Annotated in this window: 12 protein-coding genes and 1 pseudogene; 1 reads left to right on the top strand and 12 read right to left on the bottom strand. The window is 46.4% G+C overall.

The window, feature by feature from the left end; all coding sequences use genetic code 11:
• Both NDA06_RS23680 and hisIE read right to left on the bottom strand, forming a co-directional pair.
• Window positions 1-407: pseudogene (locus tag NDA06_RS23680) on the bottom strand (hypothetical protein); the annotation flags it as partial.
• A gap of 277 nt (window positions 408-684) precedes the next feature.
• Window positions 685-1,335: a bifunctional phosphoribosyl-AMP cyclohydrolase/phosphoribosyl-ATP diphosphatase HisIE gene (hisIE, locus tag NDA06_RS23675; RefSeq protein WP_190415845.1), complete on the bottom strand. Its 651-nt coding sequence runs from the start codon at window positions 1,333-1,335 to the stop codon at window positions 685-687.
• 486 nt (window positions 1,336-1,821) lie between these two features.
• Here hisIE and hemL point away from each other — a divergent pair, with 486 nt between their 5' ends.
• A complete protein-coding gene (gene hemL / locus NDA06_RS23670) occupies window positions 1,822-3,120 on the top strand; it encodes a glutamate-1-semialdehyde 2,1-aminomutase (RefSeq protein WP_190415898.1) in 1,299 nt (432 codons plus the stop codon).
• A gap of 314 nt (window positions 3,121-3,434) precedes the next feature.
• Here hemL and NDA06_RS23665 read toward each other — a convergent pair whose 3' ends face one another.
• From NDA06_RS23665 to NDA06_RS23620, 10 genes are all read right to left on the bottom strand, one after another.
• Window positions 3,435-3,884, bottom strand: a complete 450-nt coding sequence (locus NDA06_RS23665) for a chemotaxis protein CheW (RefSeq protein WP_190985227.1) — start codon at window positions 3,882-3,884, stop codon at window positions 3,435-3,437.
• 7 nt (window positions 3,885-3,891) lie between these two features.
• On the bottom strand, window positions 3,892-6,939 hold the full coding sequence (locus tag NDA06_RS23660) for a hybrid sensor histidine kinase/response regulator (RefSeq protein WP_190985228.1): 3,048 nt from the start codon (window positions 6,937-6,939) through the stop codon (window positions 3,892-3,894).
• 287 nt (window positions 6,940-7,226) lie between these two features.
• Complete coding sequence (locus NDA06_RS23655) at window positions 7,227-11,546, bottom strand: PAS domain S-box protein (RefSeq protein ID WP_190985229.1); 4,320 nt, start codon at window positions 11,544-11,546, stop codon at window positions 7,227-7,229.
• Between the two features lie 24 nt (window positions 11,547-11,570).
• Entirely contained in the window at window positions 11,571-12,029 is a 459-nt protein-coding gene (locus NDA06_RS23650) for a chemotaxis protein CheW (RefSeq protein WP_190415837.1), read from the bottom strand.
• 68 nt (window positions 12,030-12,097) lie between these two features.
• Window positions 12,098-12,460 carry a response regulator gene (locus NDA06_RS23645; RefSeq protein ID WP_242047392.1) on the bottom strand — a complete coding sequence of 121 codons (363 nt, stop codon included), beginning with the start codon at window positions 12,458-12,460 and terminating at the stop codon, window positions 12,098-12,100.
• A gap of 575 nt (window positions 12,461-13,035) precedes the next feature.
• On the bottom strand, window positions 13,036-13,524 hold the full coding sequence (locus tag NDA06_RS23640; RefSeq protein ID WP_190434480.1) for a DUF202 domain-containing protein: 489 nt from the start codon (window positions 13,522-13,524) through the stop codon (window positions 13,036-13,038).
• A 95-nt stretch (window positions 13,525-13,619) separates the two neighbouring features.
• Complete coding sequence (locus tag NDA06_RS23635) at window positions 13,620-14,099, bottom strand: paraslipin (RefSeq protein ID WP_190434478.1); 480 nt, start codon at window positions 14,097-14,099, stop codon at window positions 13,620-13,622.
• Between the two features lie 173 nt (window positions 14,100-14,272).
• The gene (locus NDA06_RS23630) at window positions 14,273-14,764 is read right to left on the bottom strand and encodes a YajQ family cyclic di-GMP-binding protein (RefSeq protein ID WP_190985230.1); all 492 of its coding nucleotides are present in this window, start codon (window positions 14,762-14,764) and stop codon (window positions 14,273-14,275) included.
• A 43-nt stretch (window positions 14,765-14,807) separates the two neighbouring features.
• The gene (locus NDA06_RS23625) at window positions 14,808-15,218 is read right to left on the bottom strand and encodes an MAPEG family protein (RefSeq protein ID WP_190985231.1); all 411 of its coding nucleotides are present in this window, start codon (window positions 15,216-15,218) and stop codon (window positions 14,808-14,810) included.
• 51 nt (window positions 15,219-15,269) lie between these two features.
• The gene (locus NDA06_RS23620) at window positions 15,270-15,773 is read right to left on the bottom strand and encodes a DNA recombination-mediator protein A (protein WP_190415828.1); all 504 of its coding nucleotides are present in this window, start codon (window positions 15,771-15,773) and stop codon (window positions 15,270-15,272) included.
• Window positions 15,774-16,004 lie beyond the last annotated feature (231 nt).

The following is a 16,004-nucleotide window of genomic DNA, read 5'->3' as shown; positions in this document are numbered from 1 at the left end:
TTTGTTTCTACACGAACATCATTGTTAGTTTGTTCGCGAAATTCTTTAGAGTTAATAATTTCTAGACCGGGTTGCCAGATATCTTCAATATTATAATATTTTGTGTTTTCTTCATCCTTTTTTGGTTTAAATGCCAAGCGTGGATCTTTCCAAGTAGCAAATAGGTAGCCAACTATCTCAGAACTTTCATTTGCTTGATCGATATTAGCGAAGTTAGTAATATAAATACCAATTGAGACTTCAGTCGGCTTTTTTTGATTAGGCGGTGTTTTTAGTAACTCAGGTGCAGTTTCCAGATTATTTGAGGAATCCTGCGCTTTAACCTGGGGAGAATGTACAAGTAGCAAAAGATAGGTGAAGGCTAAGAAACTTGTGAATCGTTTAATCCGGTTACACTTTTTATTCATCAATCGCCACTTGTGGTAGTTTTGCGGGAATATCTCATTTTTGCAGAAAACTACACTTCTACAATTCAACTAAAGTCGAAGCGAACCGAAGGTCGTCCTTTGAGGACATCGCCCTTGTTTACCGCACATTCTTTATGCTCGTGAAATAATCTATTTTGACAGTACCTATTGCAGTAAACAAGCAAAACGCTTTGAGATAGATTTGCTTGTTGCTAGTTCTGTGAACAATCGTTGTTTTTGCGCCAACAATGGCTAGGCTAGATCGGTCGCCAATCAATTATCGACGGCGTTCCTGCAACTTGCGATAAACATCTCTAACATCAACATGATGGTGAGCTAAAGCAACCAGGGTGTGATAGAACAAATCAGCAACCTCACCCGCGATCGCGTCCTTGTCGTCATCCTTGCAAGCCATCACCACTTCAGCAGATTCTTCGCCAACTTTTTTCAAAATCTTGTTATCTCCACCGGCAAATAGCTTGCTGGTGTAAGAACTTTCGCTAGGATTATCTCGGCGATCGCAAATCGTCGCAAACAAATCCGACAAGGTATCTGCGGGAGGCGGCGCTTTTTCCCCATCTACTTGATGAAAACAGCTGCGTTCTCCGGTGTGACAGGCAATTTCTCCCACCTGTTCCACAGTAACCAGCAGCGCATCGCTATCGCAGTCATAACGGAGACTTCGCACATTTTGTAAATGCCCCGAAGTCGCCCCTTTATGCCACAACTCCCCACGAGAACGGCTCCAATACCAAGCTTGTCCCGTTTCCAGCGTTTTCTGTAACGACTCCCGATTCATCCAAGCCATCATCAAGACCGTACCATCCAGATAATCTTGCGCGATCGCTGGCACCAGTCCCTGCTCGTTGTAGCGGATTCGATCGACAGGGATGGATTGGCTTAAAGCAGAGGGTTCAGCAGCTGGCATTTTCAGTACAAATGACTCACTTGTACAAGATATCACTCCTCACCACCAACTGCTCAGCACCCGTTCTAGATGCCTCAGATATTCTTCCGGGTTGTTCGCTAAAGTGAATAAGAGGTTGCAAGAAGCAGTTCCAGGCATTTGCCAAAGATGCTATTTAAGCTGGCTAACCAGGCTGGCTGATTGACTTCTGACAGCGTAAATGAGAACCTTGTGAGCCTTGAAGTCCTCTGTCTACCATCGAAGCTACCATTGAACCGTCGAACTGAATCGCTGAATCGAACTACCAAGTTGAATGCTACCCGATCGGAACTCCTAGGCTGCCTTCCAGAAACAAGAGCAAACACTCACAGGTAAATTCTGATTCGTTTGGTAGGACATGATTGGCATTACCCTCAGTAGGATAATTGAACAGCGTAATCTCTGCGATCGCAGCTTCCGCCTATCTTGAGGCAGAGATTTTATCATCAAAACGAGGAGATAACATTGATTACTTCTACAAATTTGAAAACCACCAAGTCAGAAGAAATATTCGCCGCTGCTCAACATTTGATGCCAGGAGGTGTCAGTTCACCAGTCCGGGCGTTTAAATCGGTGGGAGGACAACCCATCGTCTTTGACCACGTCAAAGGTGCCTATATCTGGGATGTCGATGGCAACCAATATATCGACTACGTTGGCACCTGGGGACCCGCGATTTGCGGTCATGCCCATCCAGAAGTGATTAGTGCCTTGCACGAAGCCCTGGAAAAAGGCACCAGCTTTGGTGCCCCCTCCGTGTTGGAAAATGTGCTGGCAGAGATGGTGATTGACGCCGTACCCAGCATTGAAATGGTGCGCTTTGTCAACTCCGGAACCGAGGCGTGCATGGCAGTTCTGCGCCTGATGCGAGCTTTCACCGGACGCGACAAGTTAATTAAATTTGAAGGCTGCTATCACGGTCACGCCGATATGTTCCTGGTGAAAGCTGGCTCCGGCGTCGCTACCCTCGGCTTGCCGGATTCTCCAGGCGTTCCCAAGACGACAACCAGCAACACGCTCACCGCCCCCTACAATGACCTGGAAGCCGTCAAAGCTTTATTTGACGCAAACCCCGACCAGATTGCTGGGGTGATTCTAGAGCCAGTGGTGGGCAATGCTGGCTTTATTACGCCGGACGCGGGTTTCCTGGAAGGTTTACGAATGATTACGCAAGAAAATGGCGCGTTACTCGTATTTGACGAAGTCATGACCGGCTTCCGGATTGCCTACGGTGGGGCACAGGAGAGATTTGGGATTACCCCTGACTTGACAACGCTGGGTAAAGTAATCGGCGGTGGCTTGCCGGTGGGTGCTTACGGTGGACGCCGCGATATTATGTCGATGATTGCTCCAGCCGGGCCAGTGTATCAAGCCGGGACGCTTTCGGGGAATCCTCTGGCGATGACTGCCGGAATCAAAACGCTGGAATTGCTGCGAAAACCAGGCAGCTACGAGCAGTTAGACAAGATGACAAAGAAGCTCAGTGATGGTTTGCTGCAAATTGCTAAGGAAACAGGTCATGCGGCTTGCGGCGGTAGCATCAGCGCGATGTTTGGCTTGTTCTTCACTCAAGGGCCAGTCCATAACTACGAAGATGCTAAAAAGTCTGACTCGAACAAGTTTAGCCGCTTCCATCGCGGAATGTTAGAGCGGGGCGTATATCTGGCACCTTCTCAGTTTGAGGCTGGATTTACTTCTCTGGCACACACAGATGAAGATATTGACCGCACTTTGGCCGCAGCGAGAGAAGTAATGTCTGGGCTGTAAGTTAGTCTCGCTACGCTTTCATCCCGCCAGGAACTTAAGTTCCTGGCTAATCGCTCAAGCCCGTTAAAACGGACTGGGAAAATTAAATTTGAGTTGGATAAACCTGAATTTTGCGATTAGCCAGGAACTTGATTTTCATCAGCCATGCACGTTAGCGCTATATAGAGCGCCAGGGAAAAGTAAGCGCAGAGATCCAAGACTTAATAAATGAATTAGAATTGCTATCTAGACAGTAAGTTAAAACGCGAGAAAACCTAATGTCTGCATAGTTTACGCTATCGCTTATCCATCTAAAAATACTTAATTTTGCCTACTTATAGGCGATCTAAATTGAGATAGAATACGAGACCACCCTCAGGTGCGTGGATAATTTGTTCAATAGCGACGGGTAAATCTTCGGGTTGATAAAAAGCTGGAATTTTCTCAAATTTTTCTTCTGATACTTCTAATATTTTAGGCATTTCAGAGACGGGAATACCTAATTTTTCTTTTTGCTTGATGGTGCAAACAATTAGATAGTGGTAGTCTGTTTCGTGGGATTTTAGAAATAGCGCCGATAGATCGATAAGCGCGATCGCTTCCTGTTCGTATTCCATTAACCGGCGACCATTGGTTAGGGCAGCATGGGGTGTAAATGCTTTGAGAACGCGCTGAACTCGGTCAATTGCGATCGCGTACTGTTCGCTTCCCATCTGAAACGAAACCAGTTTTCGCTTGGAAACACGAGTTGAGACGAGAGCTTTAGTCCGAAATCGGCGATTCATAAGTTCTTCAATGTTTAATTAATTTAGCGATCGCTTCTAATAACTGAACTTCGTTGTAAGGTTTAGTAAAGTATTGAATCGCTCCTAACTCTAATGCCATCTGACGGTGTTTGAACCCACTCCGGGAAGTCAACATGGCAACGGGAATCGAGGCAAATTGAGGCTGGGATTTTAGATTTCGCAACAGTTCAAATCCGTCCATCCGGGGCATTTCAATATCGGCAATGATTAAATCGCAGTTTAAGCCTTCCTCTAATTTAGATAAAGCGTCTTGACCATCTTTGGCTTGCGCGACTCGGTAACGGGCGCGAATTAGCGTTAGCGAGAGTAACTGCCGAATCGTGTAAGAGTCATCGACGACCAAAATTTGGGGTTGAGAACTTCCTGTCGGGGCAAGGAGTGGCGTGCTATGTCGTGTCCCTAAATCTGATTTATTATCAACTGAAATTGTGGTGCCGCTTTGAGTATAAAATTGCCCGATTAGATCGTCCACATCTAAAATCGTTACGACCTGACCATCTCCCATAATCGTGCAACCAACAATCCCGCGAGGCTTTGAGAGGGGAAGCGGTAGGGCTTTTACCACGACTTCTTGTTGACCGATGAGACGTTCCACGACTACAGCGAGAACACCTTCACTGGAAGCTAAAACCATCACCGGGATATAGTCCTGGGCAATGGGGTCGGGAGAGGGGCCGTCGGGATGAGGGACACTATAGTGAAGTAATTCTTGCAAACGCACTAGGCGGATAAATTCTTCTCGCCACCACAACATGGTCTGCGTCCCAGCCATTTGAATCTGATGCCCTTGAATGTGGAGAATTTCCTCTACGGCGTCTAGAGGGATTGCTACCGTATTGCGATCTGCTTTAACCATTAAGGCGTCGCTGATCGATAGCATGAGTGGTAATTTCAGGATAAAGCTAGTACCTTTGCCCGGTCGTGAATCTACTTTGACCGTCCCCCGTACCTGCCGCAGATTGGTGCGAACCACATCCAGCCCCACCCCCCGACCAGAAAGTTCCGTGACCTCTCTGGTGGTGCTGAAACCAGGCCAGAAGAGGAATTCGTAGAGGTCGGCAATCGACAGTTCGTCAGCTTGTTCGGCTGCCACAAAGCCGCCTGCCACGACTTTGGCGCGGATGGCTTCCGGGTCAATTCCTCGTCCATCATCGGTAATGGTAATGATGGTTTGTCCGCCTTGGTGAAAGGCTTCAATTTCGATTTGACCGCTGGGGGGTTTCCCCAGGGCGAGGCGGGCTTGGGGAGTTTCGATGCCGTGATCGAAGGCATTTCGCACCAGATGCACTAGGGGGTCGCGCAGGGCGTCTAGCAGGCTTTCATCAATGGTGGTGTCTCGTCCCAGGAGGAGAAGATTGACTTCTTTGTTGTGCAAGCGACACAGATCCCGCAAAGCGCGAGGGAGGTGATCGACTGCGCGACTGAAGGGGACGACTCGCAGTTGCATGACACGCGATCGCAACTGGTCGGTGATCCGGCGGAGTTGATCGGTGCTGCGTTCAAATTTCACCGCGATTTCGTCAATCTTCGTTCCCGATAGCGCGATCGCTTCGGTCGTTTCAATCACAGATTGAGCGGTGGAGTGAAATTCTGTATATTGATCTAATTCCAATAAGTCGAAAGTCGAGGGCAAAGATTTAATAGAAGCAAGATTTGTGGTTTTTGGGCGATCGCTTTTGCTATTTTCAGTGCTAAGACGGTCATATTCTTCTCGGAGCTGCGTTCCAAATTGATTTAAAGCTACAATACTCTTCCGAATGCGCTTCGCTTCAGTGCGTAGTTGAGTTTCTTGTAGTTCCAAATTTGTCCGGTTAATCACCAATTCGCCCACCAAATTCACTAATTCGCTTAAGCGTTCTAGATCTACGCGAATCGTCGGGCGTTGCCAACCTGTGGGGGAAGAAACAGGTGAGGATTGAGGGCTGGGTGAGGGCTGAGGAGAGAGGGCTGAGGGCTGAGGAGAGAGGACTGAGGACTGAGGACTGAGGACTGAGTGAGGACTGAGGGCTGAGGACTGAGGACTGAGTGGGGACTGAGGACTGAGGGCTGAGGCTGGTGTCGAGGAATCCTCAACTGGTAATTCTGGAGTGGAGATGGCTGGTTCCTCAGTCCTGAGTCCTGTCACCTCAGTTCTATTACTGAAGGGTGTCGAGGAATCATCAACTGGTGATTCTGGAGTGGAGAGTATTGGTTCCTCAGTCCTCAGTCCTTTTAGCTCAGTCCCATTCAAAGGCTGTATAGTAATGGCTTCTCCCTGCAATAGCTGAGTGCGGGCAGATTGCAAGTTTTGGGCAATTTCCCATCCCTGTTTTTGGAGGAGTTCTACACTCAAATGAGGGGTATCGATCAAAGTTCTCAAATACTCAACAATTTGCCCAAACTCTGCCAGTTGAAGCATCCCAGCTACCCCTGAAAGTTGGTAATAGACTTGGTTAAGTGTCGCTATTGTTTGCTCTAAAGTTTCTAATTTAACTTGAGAAAGTTCCGTTTCCAAATGGTTAAAAACCGGAAGTAAATCTTGTTCAAAAATTCTTTTAATAGTTTGCAGGTTTGCCCGATTGTTAAGGCTAGAGCCATTACTGGAAGCAGCGGGCTTAGCATACTGATTTTCTAGCTGGGCTAGAATTTGGGCGATCGCTTCCACTTCAGCTACAGAGGTTGCCTGCATTGTTGCTCCATTATCCTTGGCTTCCGGCTGACAGACTTGGTTGGCAATGGTTCTCAGGAGATCGACCCCTTGCAGCAAAGCGGTAATCGTCGTTGGATTGATTTGGGATAAATCAGCGCGATCGCGCAGAATTGCAAAGCTATCTTCCAGGCAATGAGCCGCTGTCGATAAGGTTTCAAAACCAAACATCAAAGCCGAACCTTTTATCGAGTGGGCAGCTCGAAATAGGTTTTGAACCGCTTGCGATCGCGCTTCAACTTCATTGCTGCTTTCTATCAATAACAGATTGGCTTCTAGAGATTGCAAGAATTCTTGAGTTTCAGTTACAAAAATACCGATTAGCTCATTGAAATCATCCGAATTCATACTTTTTCCCTTTAAATAAGTCAGCCTTTAAACGTGACTTTGGATTTTATTTAATTAATTTCCATCTTTGTAACAATGCTACATATCAAATATACTAGTTATTGCTTAATTGTTAGTTAAAGAACTTGCCTACTGTAAACATAAATCGCAATGATATTAAATAAAAAATGAAGTTATTAATTTTAATTACTCCATTTGATTGGTCTGGCATTTTTCTGTTTCCCTCCGGCACCCCTCGCCAAAAAGCGATAAGGGGTGCTGGAGTGAGGTTCTGAATCCTTGACTGCTTATTGCGAGCGGAAGTTTGTCACTGAACTTTGGAGTTTATTCACGACAACAGCTAACCCACCAAGTGAATTCGTTACGTCTTCCGCTTTTTGGGCAGTGTTGGTAGAAATAACGTTCACCTGCTTCACACTGCCTGCAATTTCTTCTGCCGAAATTGTCTGTTTTTGAGCAGCACGAGTAATGTTTTGTACCAAAGCATTAATTTCGCGGCTGACTTCAATAATCGCAATCAGATTCGTCTTGGCAGCTGCGGCAATGTGCGTTCCTTCAACAACTTGTTGAGTACCGGATTCCATTGCCCTCATCACCCGACTAATTTCATCTTGAATTGTCTTCACAATCTCCGATATTTCTTCGGTTGCTGAGGCAGAGCGTTCTGCTAGCTTGCGAACTTCCTCCGCTACGACTGCGAAGCCTTGTCCTTGTTCTCCGGCGCGTGCTGCCTCAATTGTGGCATTTAATGCCAGCAAGTTTGTTTGAGAAGCAATTTGCGAAATAGATGTTACAATTTTGCCAATTTGTTGCGACCCTTCACCTAAACGTTTCATCATTTTTGAAGTTTCGGCAATCGTTTGGCGGAGTTCGTTAATTCCATCAACTGTACGGTCTACCGCTTGTCCTCCCATTTCTGCTGTGGTAGCAGCTTGCTGTGCCACTTGTTCGGCTCGTTTTGCAGCATCTGAGACATCTTTAATCGAGTTGAGCATCCGCTCAATTTGTTTTAAGGTGGACTCAATTTGCAAGGCTTGGGTGCGAGCTTGCTGTGCGAGTTCGTTAGTGTTACCAATCGATGCAGTTGTGGCTTGATTAGCTTGAGCGGCTGCATCTTGGATATTAATGACCACTTTCCGTAAAGAGGTGACAAGGTAGTTGAAAGAGTCTGCTAATGCTCCTAAGATGTCATTGGTGACTTGAGCTTTAACCGTTAAATCTCCCTTGGCTGCACCCTTAATTTCACCCAAAAGCTTGACGACTTGTTGAGTTAGAGAATCTGCCTCAATTTTTCGCTCTTCTGCTAATTTGATAAGTCTATCAGCCGCTTCTTTTTGCTGGGTAATGTCGAAGCGAATCCCGATATATTTGATGATATTGCCATTAGTGTCAAAGATTGGGGACACTGTAGTGTCAACCCAATACAAAGAACCATCTTTGCGCTTATTTTTGATTTCTCCTTTCCATACACCGCCCCGATAAACCGTAGCCCAGAAGTCTTGGAAAAAGGATTTCGGGTGGTAGCCAGAGTTAACGATGCGATGGTTTTGCCCCATTAGTTCTTCCTGGGTGTATCCAGAGATTTGGCAGAACCGCTCGTTAGCATAGGTAATGGTTCCTTTTAAGTCGGTTTCGCTGACAATCGCCGATTCATCAAGGGCATTTTGCCGGTTTTTCAGTTCTTGCAGCAGGCGTTCCTGCTCCTTGGCGAGTTGTTGTAAACGTTCTTGGGCTTGCTTGTCGCTAGTGATGTTGCGACAAACAATCGCCCCGCCTTTGAGGACACCGTTGTCGTCCTTCAGCGGTCTGCCGTTAATTTTTGCCCACAAACCTTCTGGTATACCAGGATGACGAGTAAACATCTCTACGTCGTCAACGGCTTCGCCTCGGATCGCTTTTGTCATCGGTAAATCTGCGGTTGGGTAAACGGTCACGGTATCGGGCAAAAACAAGCCATACTGCGTTGACCATCGATCGGGGGGGGCATCTCCTGAACCCAATCCGAACATTTTCTCCGCAGCGGGGTTGAACAGTAAAAACTTTCCGGTTTCATCGGCGACGATGACTGCCTCACCCATACTGTTGAGTACTAATTGCAAGATACTGGTTTGCTGCCGAAGTTCAGCCGAGGAACGAGCCAAATCTGCTGCTGTTCGCTGTAAATCTGCTTCCGCTTGTTTGCGATCGCTAATGTCGGTGCAGACGCCAACCCACTCGCGGATACTACCATCTTCTGCTAAGACGGGAATCCCGCGAACCCAGAAGTATCCATAGCTGCCATCTGCGGCTCGGATACGATACTCAACCTGATAGAGACTCTTCGTTTCAAGGGCTTTATTCCAAATACGAGCAGTGGGATCGCGATCTTCTGGATGCACGGCATCCAACCATCCCCAGCCTTTCACTTGTTCCTCGCTTTGACCTGTAAACGCTCTCCAAGCTGGCATATCAACCACTTGTCCTTGGGCGTCTGTCGCCCAGACTATCTGCGAGGTGGCAACGATCAATGAGCGATACCTTTCCTCGTTCTGACGGATGGTTTCCTCAGTAGCTTTGCGCTCAGTAATGTCATTGTTGATTTCTAGGATCGCTTTAGGCTGACCGGATTCCTCCCGTTGCAATGTCCAGCGACTCGCGACAACGATCTGTGTCCCATCGCGCTTGGTGTGGATGAGTTCACCTTCCCAACGTCCATCCCGCAGGCACGCGGCTTTAATTTCCTCGACGGGTTGGGGAAAGATGGTTTTTAAAAATGCGTGGATGTATTGTCCTACGGTTTCTTCCTTTGCCCAGCCGTAGAGCCTTTCTGCGCCTTGATTCCAGTAAGCGATGCGATCGTCGAGATCCCGAAGCATTATGGTGTCATTGGCTAAATCCAGCATCTGCACCTGTTGCTGCAATGCTTCTTCTGTCCGCTTGCGATCGCTGATGTCGGTGGAAATCCCACAGAGGGCGTAAGTAGTTCCTGTCGAATTTCTTAAGAGAAACTTCGTGGAAAGGTAGGTGTGGAGTCCGTCATCTTGAGGTGCAACCTCTTCCATTTCTAAAGAAGTTCCGGTTTCAAGTACCTGGCGATCGTTGGCACCATAAGCATCAGCGATTTCTTTCGAGAAGAAATCGTAGTCAGTCTTGCCAATAACCTGCTCTTTGGTCGTGTGGAAGAGGCGTTCGTACTGGCGATTGACCAGAATGTAACGACCTTCCAAATCTTTGAGATAGATGACGGCTGTGTAATTGTCGATGATTGCCTCTAGGCGTTCTTGACTTTCCCGAAGCGCTGCTTCTGCCTGCTTGCTTGAGGTGATGTCACGGGCAATGCAGTACATCACTTGATTTTCAGCAGCCGCGTTCGCAGTCCACGCTAACCATCGGTAGGAGCCATCTTTACACCTGTAGCGATTTTCAAAATACAGTACTTGCGAACCAATAGTCAGTTTTTCGGCTTCGGCTAAGCTCTTGTCTCGGTCATCTGGATGGATAAACTCAATAAACGGTTGAGCCAAAAGTTCCTCGACCGCGAAGCCCAGGATTCTTGTCCATGAAGGATTGAGGCGCTTAAAAGTGCCGTCAAATCCGATAATACACAGCAGGTCAAGAGAGAGAGTAAAGAAGCGATCGCGTTCTTGATTCGCTTCCGTTAATTCTGCCGTGCGCTCATCAATGCGTTGTTCGAGTTCTTGATTCAGGGTGCGAAGTTCCGTTTCTGCGCGCTGGCGTTTGATATCAATGCCATTCAGGTTTCGAGAATTCCACCAAATCAGAACGGCAAAAACAATAATATTCAAGCTACCTAAAACCGAGATGGCGATCTCGGTTTCCAAAGACTTCGCCCGGTACCCGGCTAAGATTATCCAACCTAAAAGTGGCGGAATTCCAAGTACAGCCGGTGACATCCGCCTCGCCATCATACCCCCTGCATTCTGGCTGGTGACAACTGCCATCACCCCTCGATCTGGACGAGCAAACAGAATGCCGGTGCTAAGAAGCGCAAATCCCACTGCTGCGTGCAATGCCATTTGGGTGTAAGAGCTAATCCCATAGAGGGATTTCACGCCATAAAGGTAGCCCAGTACCCCCAGCAAGGCGACTGAGAATGCCGCTAAGCTAAGAATTTGAGCGGCTTGATAATTAATATAGGGGCCGAGAAACAGCAGTAGAGCCACCCCCAACATCAAAAAATTAAGGGCAGTATTGGGAGCCATCCGACCAGGGGAGGAAGTGCCAAAGGTGTCTGACGACGCCTTGAACAGAAGTTGGTCAATGCCGAAATCCCACCCCAGAACATACTGCATCAGCGTGAGCAAACCGACGACCATAACGATCCCGGCAAACCATTGTCCCAAGCGGCGCTTCGACTCGTCAGCGGGATAACGGTGCCACAACCACAACGATGTACCGCTGAGGATAAAACACACCGCTGCGTTTGCTTTCATCGTCACCAGACCTGGCAAGATGCTTTTCAGGATGGGAATGTTAAACATCCAACCTAGTAGTACCGCACAACCGATTGCAATGACTGCTATAGTGGCTTTTTTAGAAAAGGATTGAAGTGTCCCGATGAGGTCGGAAGACTGAGGCACCTCTATCGGCTGATATGAACTTTCCATCTTATGGCTCCGGCAATCTATGATTTACCAGCGATCCGAATGCGCGATCGCTTCTACATCCACAATCATGAGTAAGCGTCCCTGACAGTCATATAAGCCTCGCAAAAAAGGAGCCAGTTCCTCACTCACCTCTGCTGCCGAGACAATTTGATCGGGATCGAGAGATAGCACACCCTCGACATGAGAAACTGCTAATCCCATCCGCATCGATGGGAGATTGATATCGCGCGGGTCGGGCGCTTCTACGACTAAAATCCGACTCCGAGCTTCGTGACTTTCCACAGGGTCGGCACCCATGAACCGACCAAAATCTGCTACTGCCAGAATTTCCCCTCGCAGATTGGTTAAACCCAATAAAAAAGGAAGCGTATTCGGAACAGCGGTAATGGTCTGATCGCCCAAAACCAGCACTTCTCTGACTGCTGTTAGTTCGACTGCAAACAGGCTCTTGTCTTGACCAAAGAGAACGAATTGGCGAGGCATAAACAATTAAAAATGTAAAATTAAAAATTATAATTATTGATTAATTTTTAATTTTTAATTTTTAATTCTTAGAGAAGGCGTCGCACCAGATTAATAAACTGTTTCGCCTCAAGTGGCTTACTTACATAAGCATCGGCTCCCAGCTCGATTCCCCAAGCTTTATCAATCTCTGTATTTTTTTGCGTACAAAACACGACAGGTAAGTGTTTGGTTTCCTCGTTCTCTCGTAACTCCCGCACCACTTCAAATCCGTTCATTCGTGGCATGACCACATCCAATATCACGAGGTCGGGTGGCTTCTCCTGGATGCGAGCGATCGCTTCCTCTCCATCACTCGCTCTCACCACTTCCATCCCCGCTTCTTGTAAAATTCGGCAAATCATCTCTAGTTCAGTCGGCACATCATCGACGACTAATACTCTCGACATCATAACCCTCACAAGTATTTATTGTTAACTCGATTCTATCTGAGTCTATTCCCGCTCAAAAAGCCTCAGTATTTTCACCGAAACATCTTTTAATATTGTTCTCATTTACTGAAAATAAACCTTGCTAAAGTTCGTTTCCGTCCCAAGAAATTTAGCTGTATTGTTAAATATTTGTTGCTTCAATTTACATCTTGCACCAGAGCCGGTTCAAATAGAATTCGCAGCGATGCAAACTAAGCTTTTCTGCACCAAATCACGTTAAATCAAGAGTTTAAAACCCGCATCTCATCTGGTTCTTGTATGCCTAGATGTGATTTGAATCACCGATTTAAAAATAATCCAAACTCGTAGTTAAATATCCCATCACATCTATTGAATGCTGAAAACTTAATTAAGTTATCAGCTTGATACCCTTAAAATTATAAAACACATAAATAAAATTGCAGGATTTCGCCAACCCTGATTTTCAAACTCCTTAATTCAAAGTAAAGTTTTTTAGACTTTCAAAAACAAACTTTACGATTTTCAAATAATTTTGATTCACTTTTTTGATGCAAATAAAAAGAAAGGCACTTTTTCTAAAAATTTTGGTGCTTTACAGTTTGTGCAAAAGAGGCAGCAGGCTGCTTAAGCTGGCGATAAACTTTACCACTTTTGCTAGAAGAGGGAGTATGAGGAACGGGTAGCTGTCGCCAGAGGAGGACAGGGATACTGAGGACACCTAAAATCATCACCACTCCAGCCGTTATCCAGACAAACAGACGATTTGCCTGATAATCGCTACGCTCAATTTGCCAAAAAACCTGGTTGTAGCGCCATGCAGCAAAGGCAATTAGGACAATGCCAGCAACCACCAGACTGATGCCAAGGCTCTGGGAACTGATGAACGAGTGAGAAGTGCTATCCTGACCTGTGACGGCGGTTTGCAGTTGCTGTAGAAATAAACCAAAGCGAGCTAAAGCAAACCCAAATCCAATCAATGCAATTGAGGTACGCAACCAAGCCAGAAATGTCCGCTCATTGGCTTGATGCTCTCGCTGGCGGTCGATTTTTGGTTGTTTATCCATTTCTCCTCTGGCTCAGACATTAGCAGGTTCTAGTCTTAATTTCAGCAGCTTTCCCAATTTCAGAGGCTCCAGTATTTTTCTAAAAAAGCAATATCCTATTGGACACGGGTAATCTTGATCCCCCAATTCGCAACCGCCTCATTTAATTGCTGCAATAAAGTTTGAGCGATTTCGCTTCTAGAATGAACCGCTTGCTCTAGCTTAATTCGACCAATTTCAGAGCGCAGGATAGAGATAACCAAGTTTTTTAACGCTATCTCAATATTTTCAACAGTGTAATAAGTGCGTTCTAAATTTAGGATGCGCCAATACACAATTGCATCGACTTCCAGGGACACATTATCTTTTGCGATCGCTGGCTGGCGCTCAATTTCCAAAACCTGTTCGCGGGTTGTATTCTGATAGACAATCGTATCAAGCCAAGGCAAGATAAAGTGGATACCTGGTTTCAGAGTTCGATGGTATCGACCCAAGCGCTCTACTAAGGCTTCATTACTTTGACGGATAATTTTGACAGAGTATCCCAGCACGTAACCAATGATGACTGCACCAAGAGCAGCAAGGAATAACTTCATCTGTATTGTCTTGCTGGGATATTTTCACAAAGCAATTGGGCTTTTATTTTCAGAATGATGTTAACTCAAGGGCACTGTTCACCCTAAGTTTTAACCACTCCAAAAATGCAGAGAATAACCAAAATTTTGCGTATTTTTGCAAAACCTCCGCGTTATTTGCGTTTAAAAACCGTTTAGCGATAGTTATTAAATTGCAAAGCAACCGGATAATCTTCCTGCTTCAAGCGTTGAATTACCAGTTGCAAGTCATCTTTGGATTTAGCAGAAACTCGCACGGCATCACCTTGAATTGAGGGTTGCACTTTTTTAATTTCGTCCCGAATTAGTTTGGTGATTTGTTTAGCGATTTCCTGGCTGAGTCCTTTACGCAGTTTGATTTCCTGCCGAATGCGATTACCGCCAGCCGGTTCAATTTTGCCATAATCAAAGATTTTCAAGCTAAGGTTGCGCTTGGCGGATTTAATTTGCAGGATGGTATGAACAGCATCCAAGGTAAATTCGCTATCGGTGCTAATTGTAATAACGTCGTCGCCTAATTCAAGGGTAGTTTTAGTGTCTTTGAGGTCGAAGCGGCTTTTTATTTCCCGCTCAGTTTGGTCTACGGCATTGACCAATTCTTGCCGGTCAAAATCGCTGACAATATCAAAAGAGTATGTAGAAGCCATAAAGAATCGTTAGTGGTTGGCTAAATTGATATTAGAAAAATCGCTAATTGCTATTGGCAGAAAGTAGGCTGAGGACAAATAAGGTGCTACTGCTCAGAGTACCGATGCCGAACATTAGCGATCGCGCGATTGGGACATTGAGAATATAAAAAACGGAGTATAATGACCGGGCAACAACGAAGGCGATCGCTGCGATCGCTGCCAAGGGCGAATTTACACCTGTCACATAAGCCATCAGGGCTGCCGCCGCAAATATCATAAATGCTTCAAACGAGTTTTGGTGCGCCCAAGTGGCTCGTTGTCCGTAGGGAGGCAGCTTATCAAACATGGCTCGCGGAGCCGCCGTGTCATACCCCACAGTCACACGGGCGTAACCCACCACCAAAAAGGGGATATAAATCAGAACAGCGGCTGCGGCAATGCAGTCGAGCAGAATAGCAGATACTGGGATCATAGCTTTATTGTAGAGACGCCAGCGGTAGCGCTCTTAATGCATCGCGTCTTTTTAATCAAAGTAGAACAGAGTCACCACTTTGCGTTGTTCTTCCGCATCCTGACAAGTTTTGAGCAGGGTGTGGCTGTCGTGAAACGCAAAACAGATTAGCTGCTGACACCGAGAAACTATCTCTTGATTGCATAGAGCGCTGGCTTCAGCCAGCGATAAATTGTCGTTTTCGGGATTTTCTACCAAATGCATTACCTGTTCCAACTGCTCCCGCGATTCCCGTGGCTGACGCTCTAAGCTTTGGGGCAAAATTACAGTCAGCAGGCTAGAATCGGCTCGCATCGCCCCTCGGATGGCGGCAAAATTGGTTCCGGTAGCACCAGAGGTGATGAGTCGATTCCCGGTTAAAACCAAGGCATAGCTCATCATCTCAATGAGATTTTGATGGGTGATCGGAACGTGACGCGACCCCAGCAGGGCAATCCGTTTGGAACCTGTTTGCTGGATAGTCGCCAGTTCTTGCGCTAAGGCATCAAGCTTAGGAATGTCAATGGATTGGCTCAATGACGATTTCTGTCTGAACAACCTCGCTATTTTATCAGACCCGGATGACAACAGCGATGGAGTTTCTGCATCTTAGTTGCCGAGTTCTAAGTTCCATTGGTTAGCGAGAATTATTTGCACTTTTATAAAAAGCTATGCTACATTTATAAATCGTCGGACGGACGCATAGCTCAGTTGGTTAGAGCACCACGTTGACATCGTGGGGGTCACTGGTTCGAATCCAGTTGTGTC

The sequence above is a fragment of the Trichocoleus sp. ST-U1 genome (genome assembly GCF_039961835.1).
Taxonomy (GTDB): domain Bacteria; phylum Cyanobacteriota; class Cyanobacteriia; order Cyanobacteriales; family FACHB-T130; genus FACHB-T130.
This window is presented reverse-complemented; position numbering and strand designations above follow the sequence as displayed.

Coding starts and splice junctions, on each gene's coding strand:
- hisIE (WP_190415845.1), bottom strand. CDS start 1,335: ATGCCAGCTGCTGAACCCTCTGCTTTAAGCCAATCCATCCCTGTCGAT.
- NDA06_RS23665 (WP_190985227.1), bottom strand. CDS start 3,884: ATGAATCGCCGATTTCGGACTAAAGCTCTCGTCTCAACTCGTGTTTCC.
- NDA06_RS23660 (WP_190985228.1), bottom strand. CDS start 6,939: ATGAATTCGGATGATTTCAATGAGCTAATCGGTATTTTTGTAACTGAA.
- NDA06_RS23655 (WP_190985229.1), bottom strand. CDS start 11,546: ATGGAAAGTTCATATCAGCCGATAGAGGTGCCTCAGTCTTCCGACCTC.
- NDA06_RS23650 (WP_190415837.1), bottom strand. CDS start 12,029: ATGCCTCGCCAATTCGTTCTCTTTGGTCAAGACAAGAGCCTGTTTGCA.
- NDA06_RS23645 (WP_242047392.1), bottom strand. CDS start 12,460: ATGATGTCGAGAGTATTAGTCGTCGATGATGTGCCGACTGAACTAGAG.
- NDA06_RS23640 (WP_190434480.1), bottom strand. CDS start 13,524: ATGGATAAACAACCAAAAATCGACCGCCAGCGAGAGCATCAAGCCAAT.
- NDA06_RS23635 (WP_190434478.1), bottom strand. CDS start 14,099: ATGAAGTTATTCCTTGCTGCTCTTGGTGCAGTCATCATTGGTTACGTG.
- NDA06_RS23630 (WP_190985230.1), bottom strand. CDS start 14,764: ATGGCTTCTACATACTCTTTTGATATTGTCAGCGATTTTGACCGGCAA.
- NDA06_RS23625 (WP_190985231.1), bottom strand. CDS start 15,218: ATGATCCCAGTATCTGCTATTCTGCTCGACTGCATTGCCGCAGCCGCT.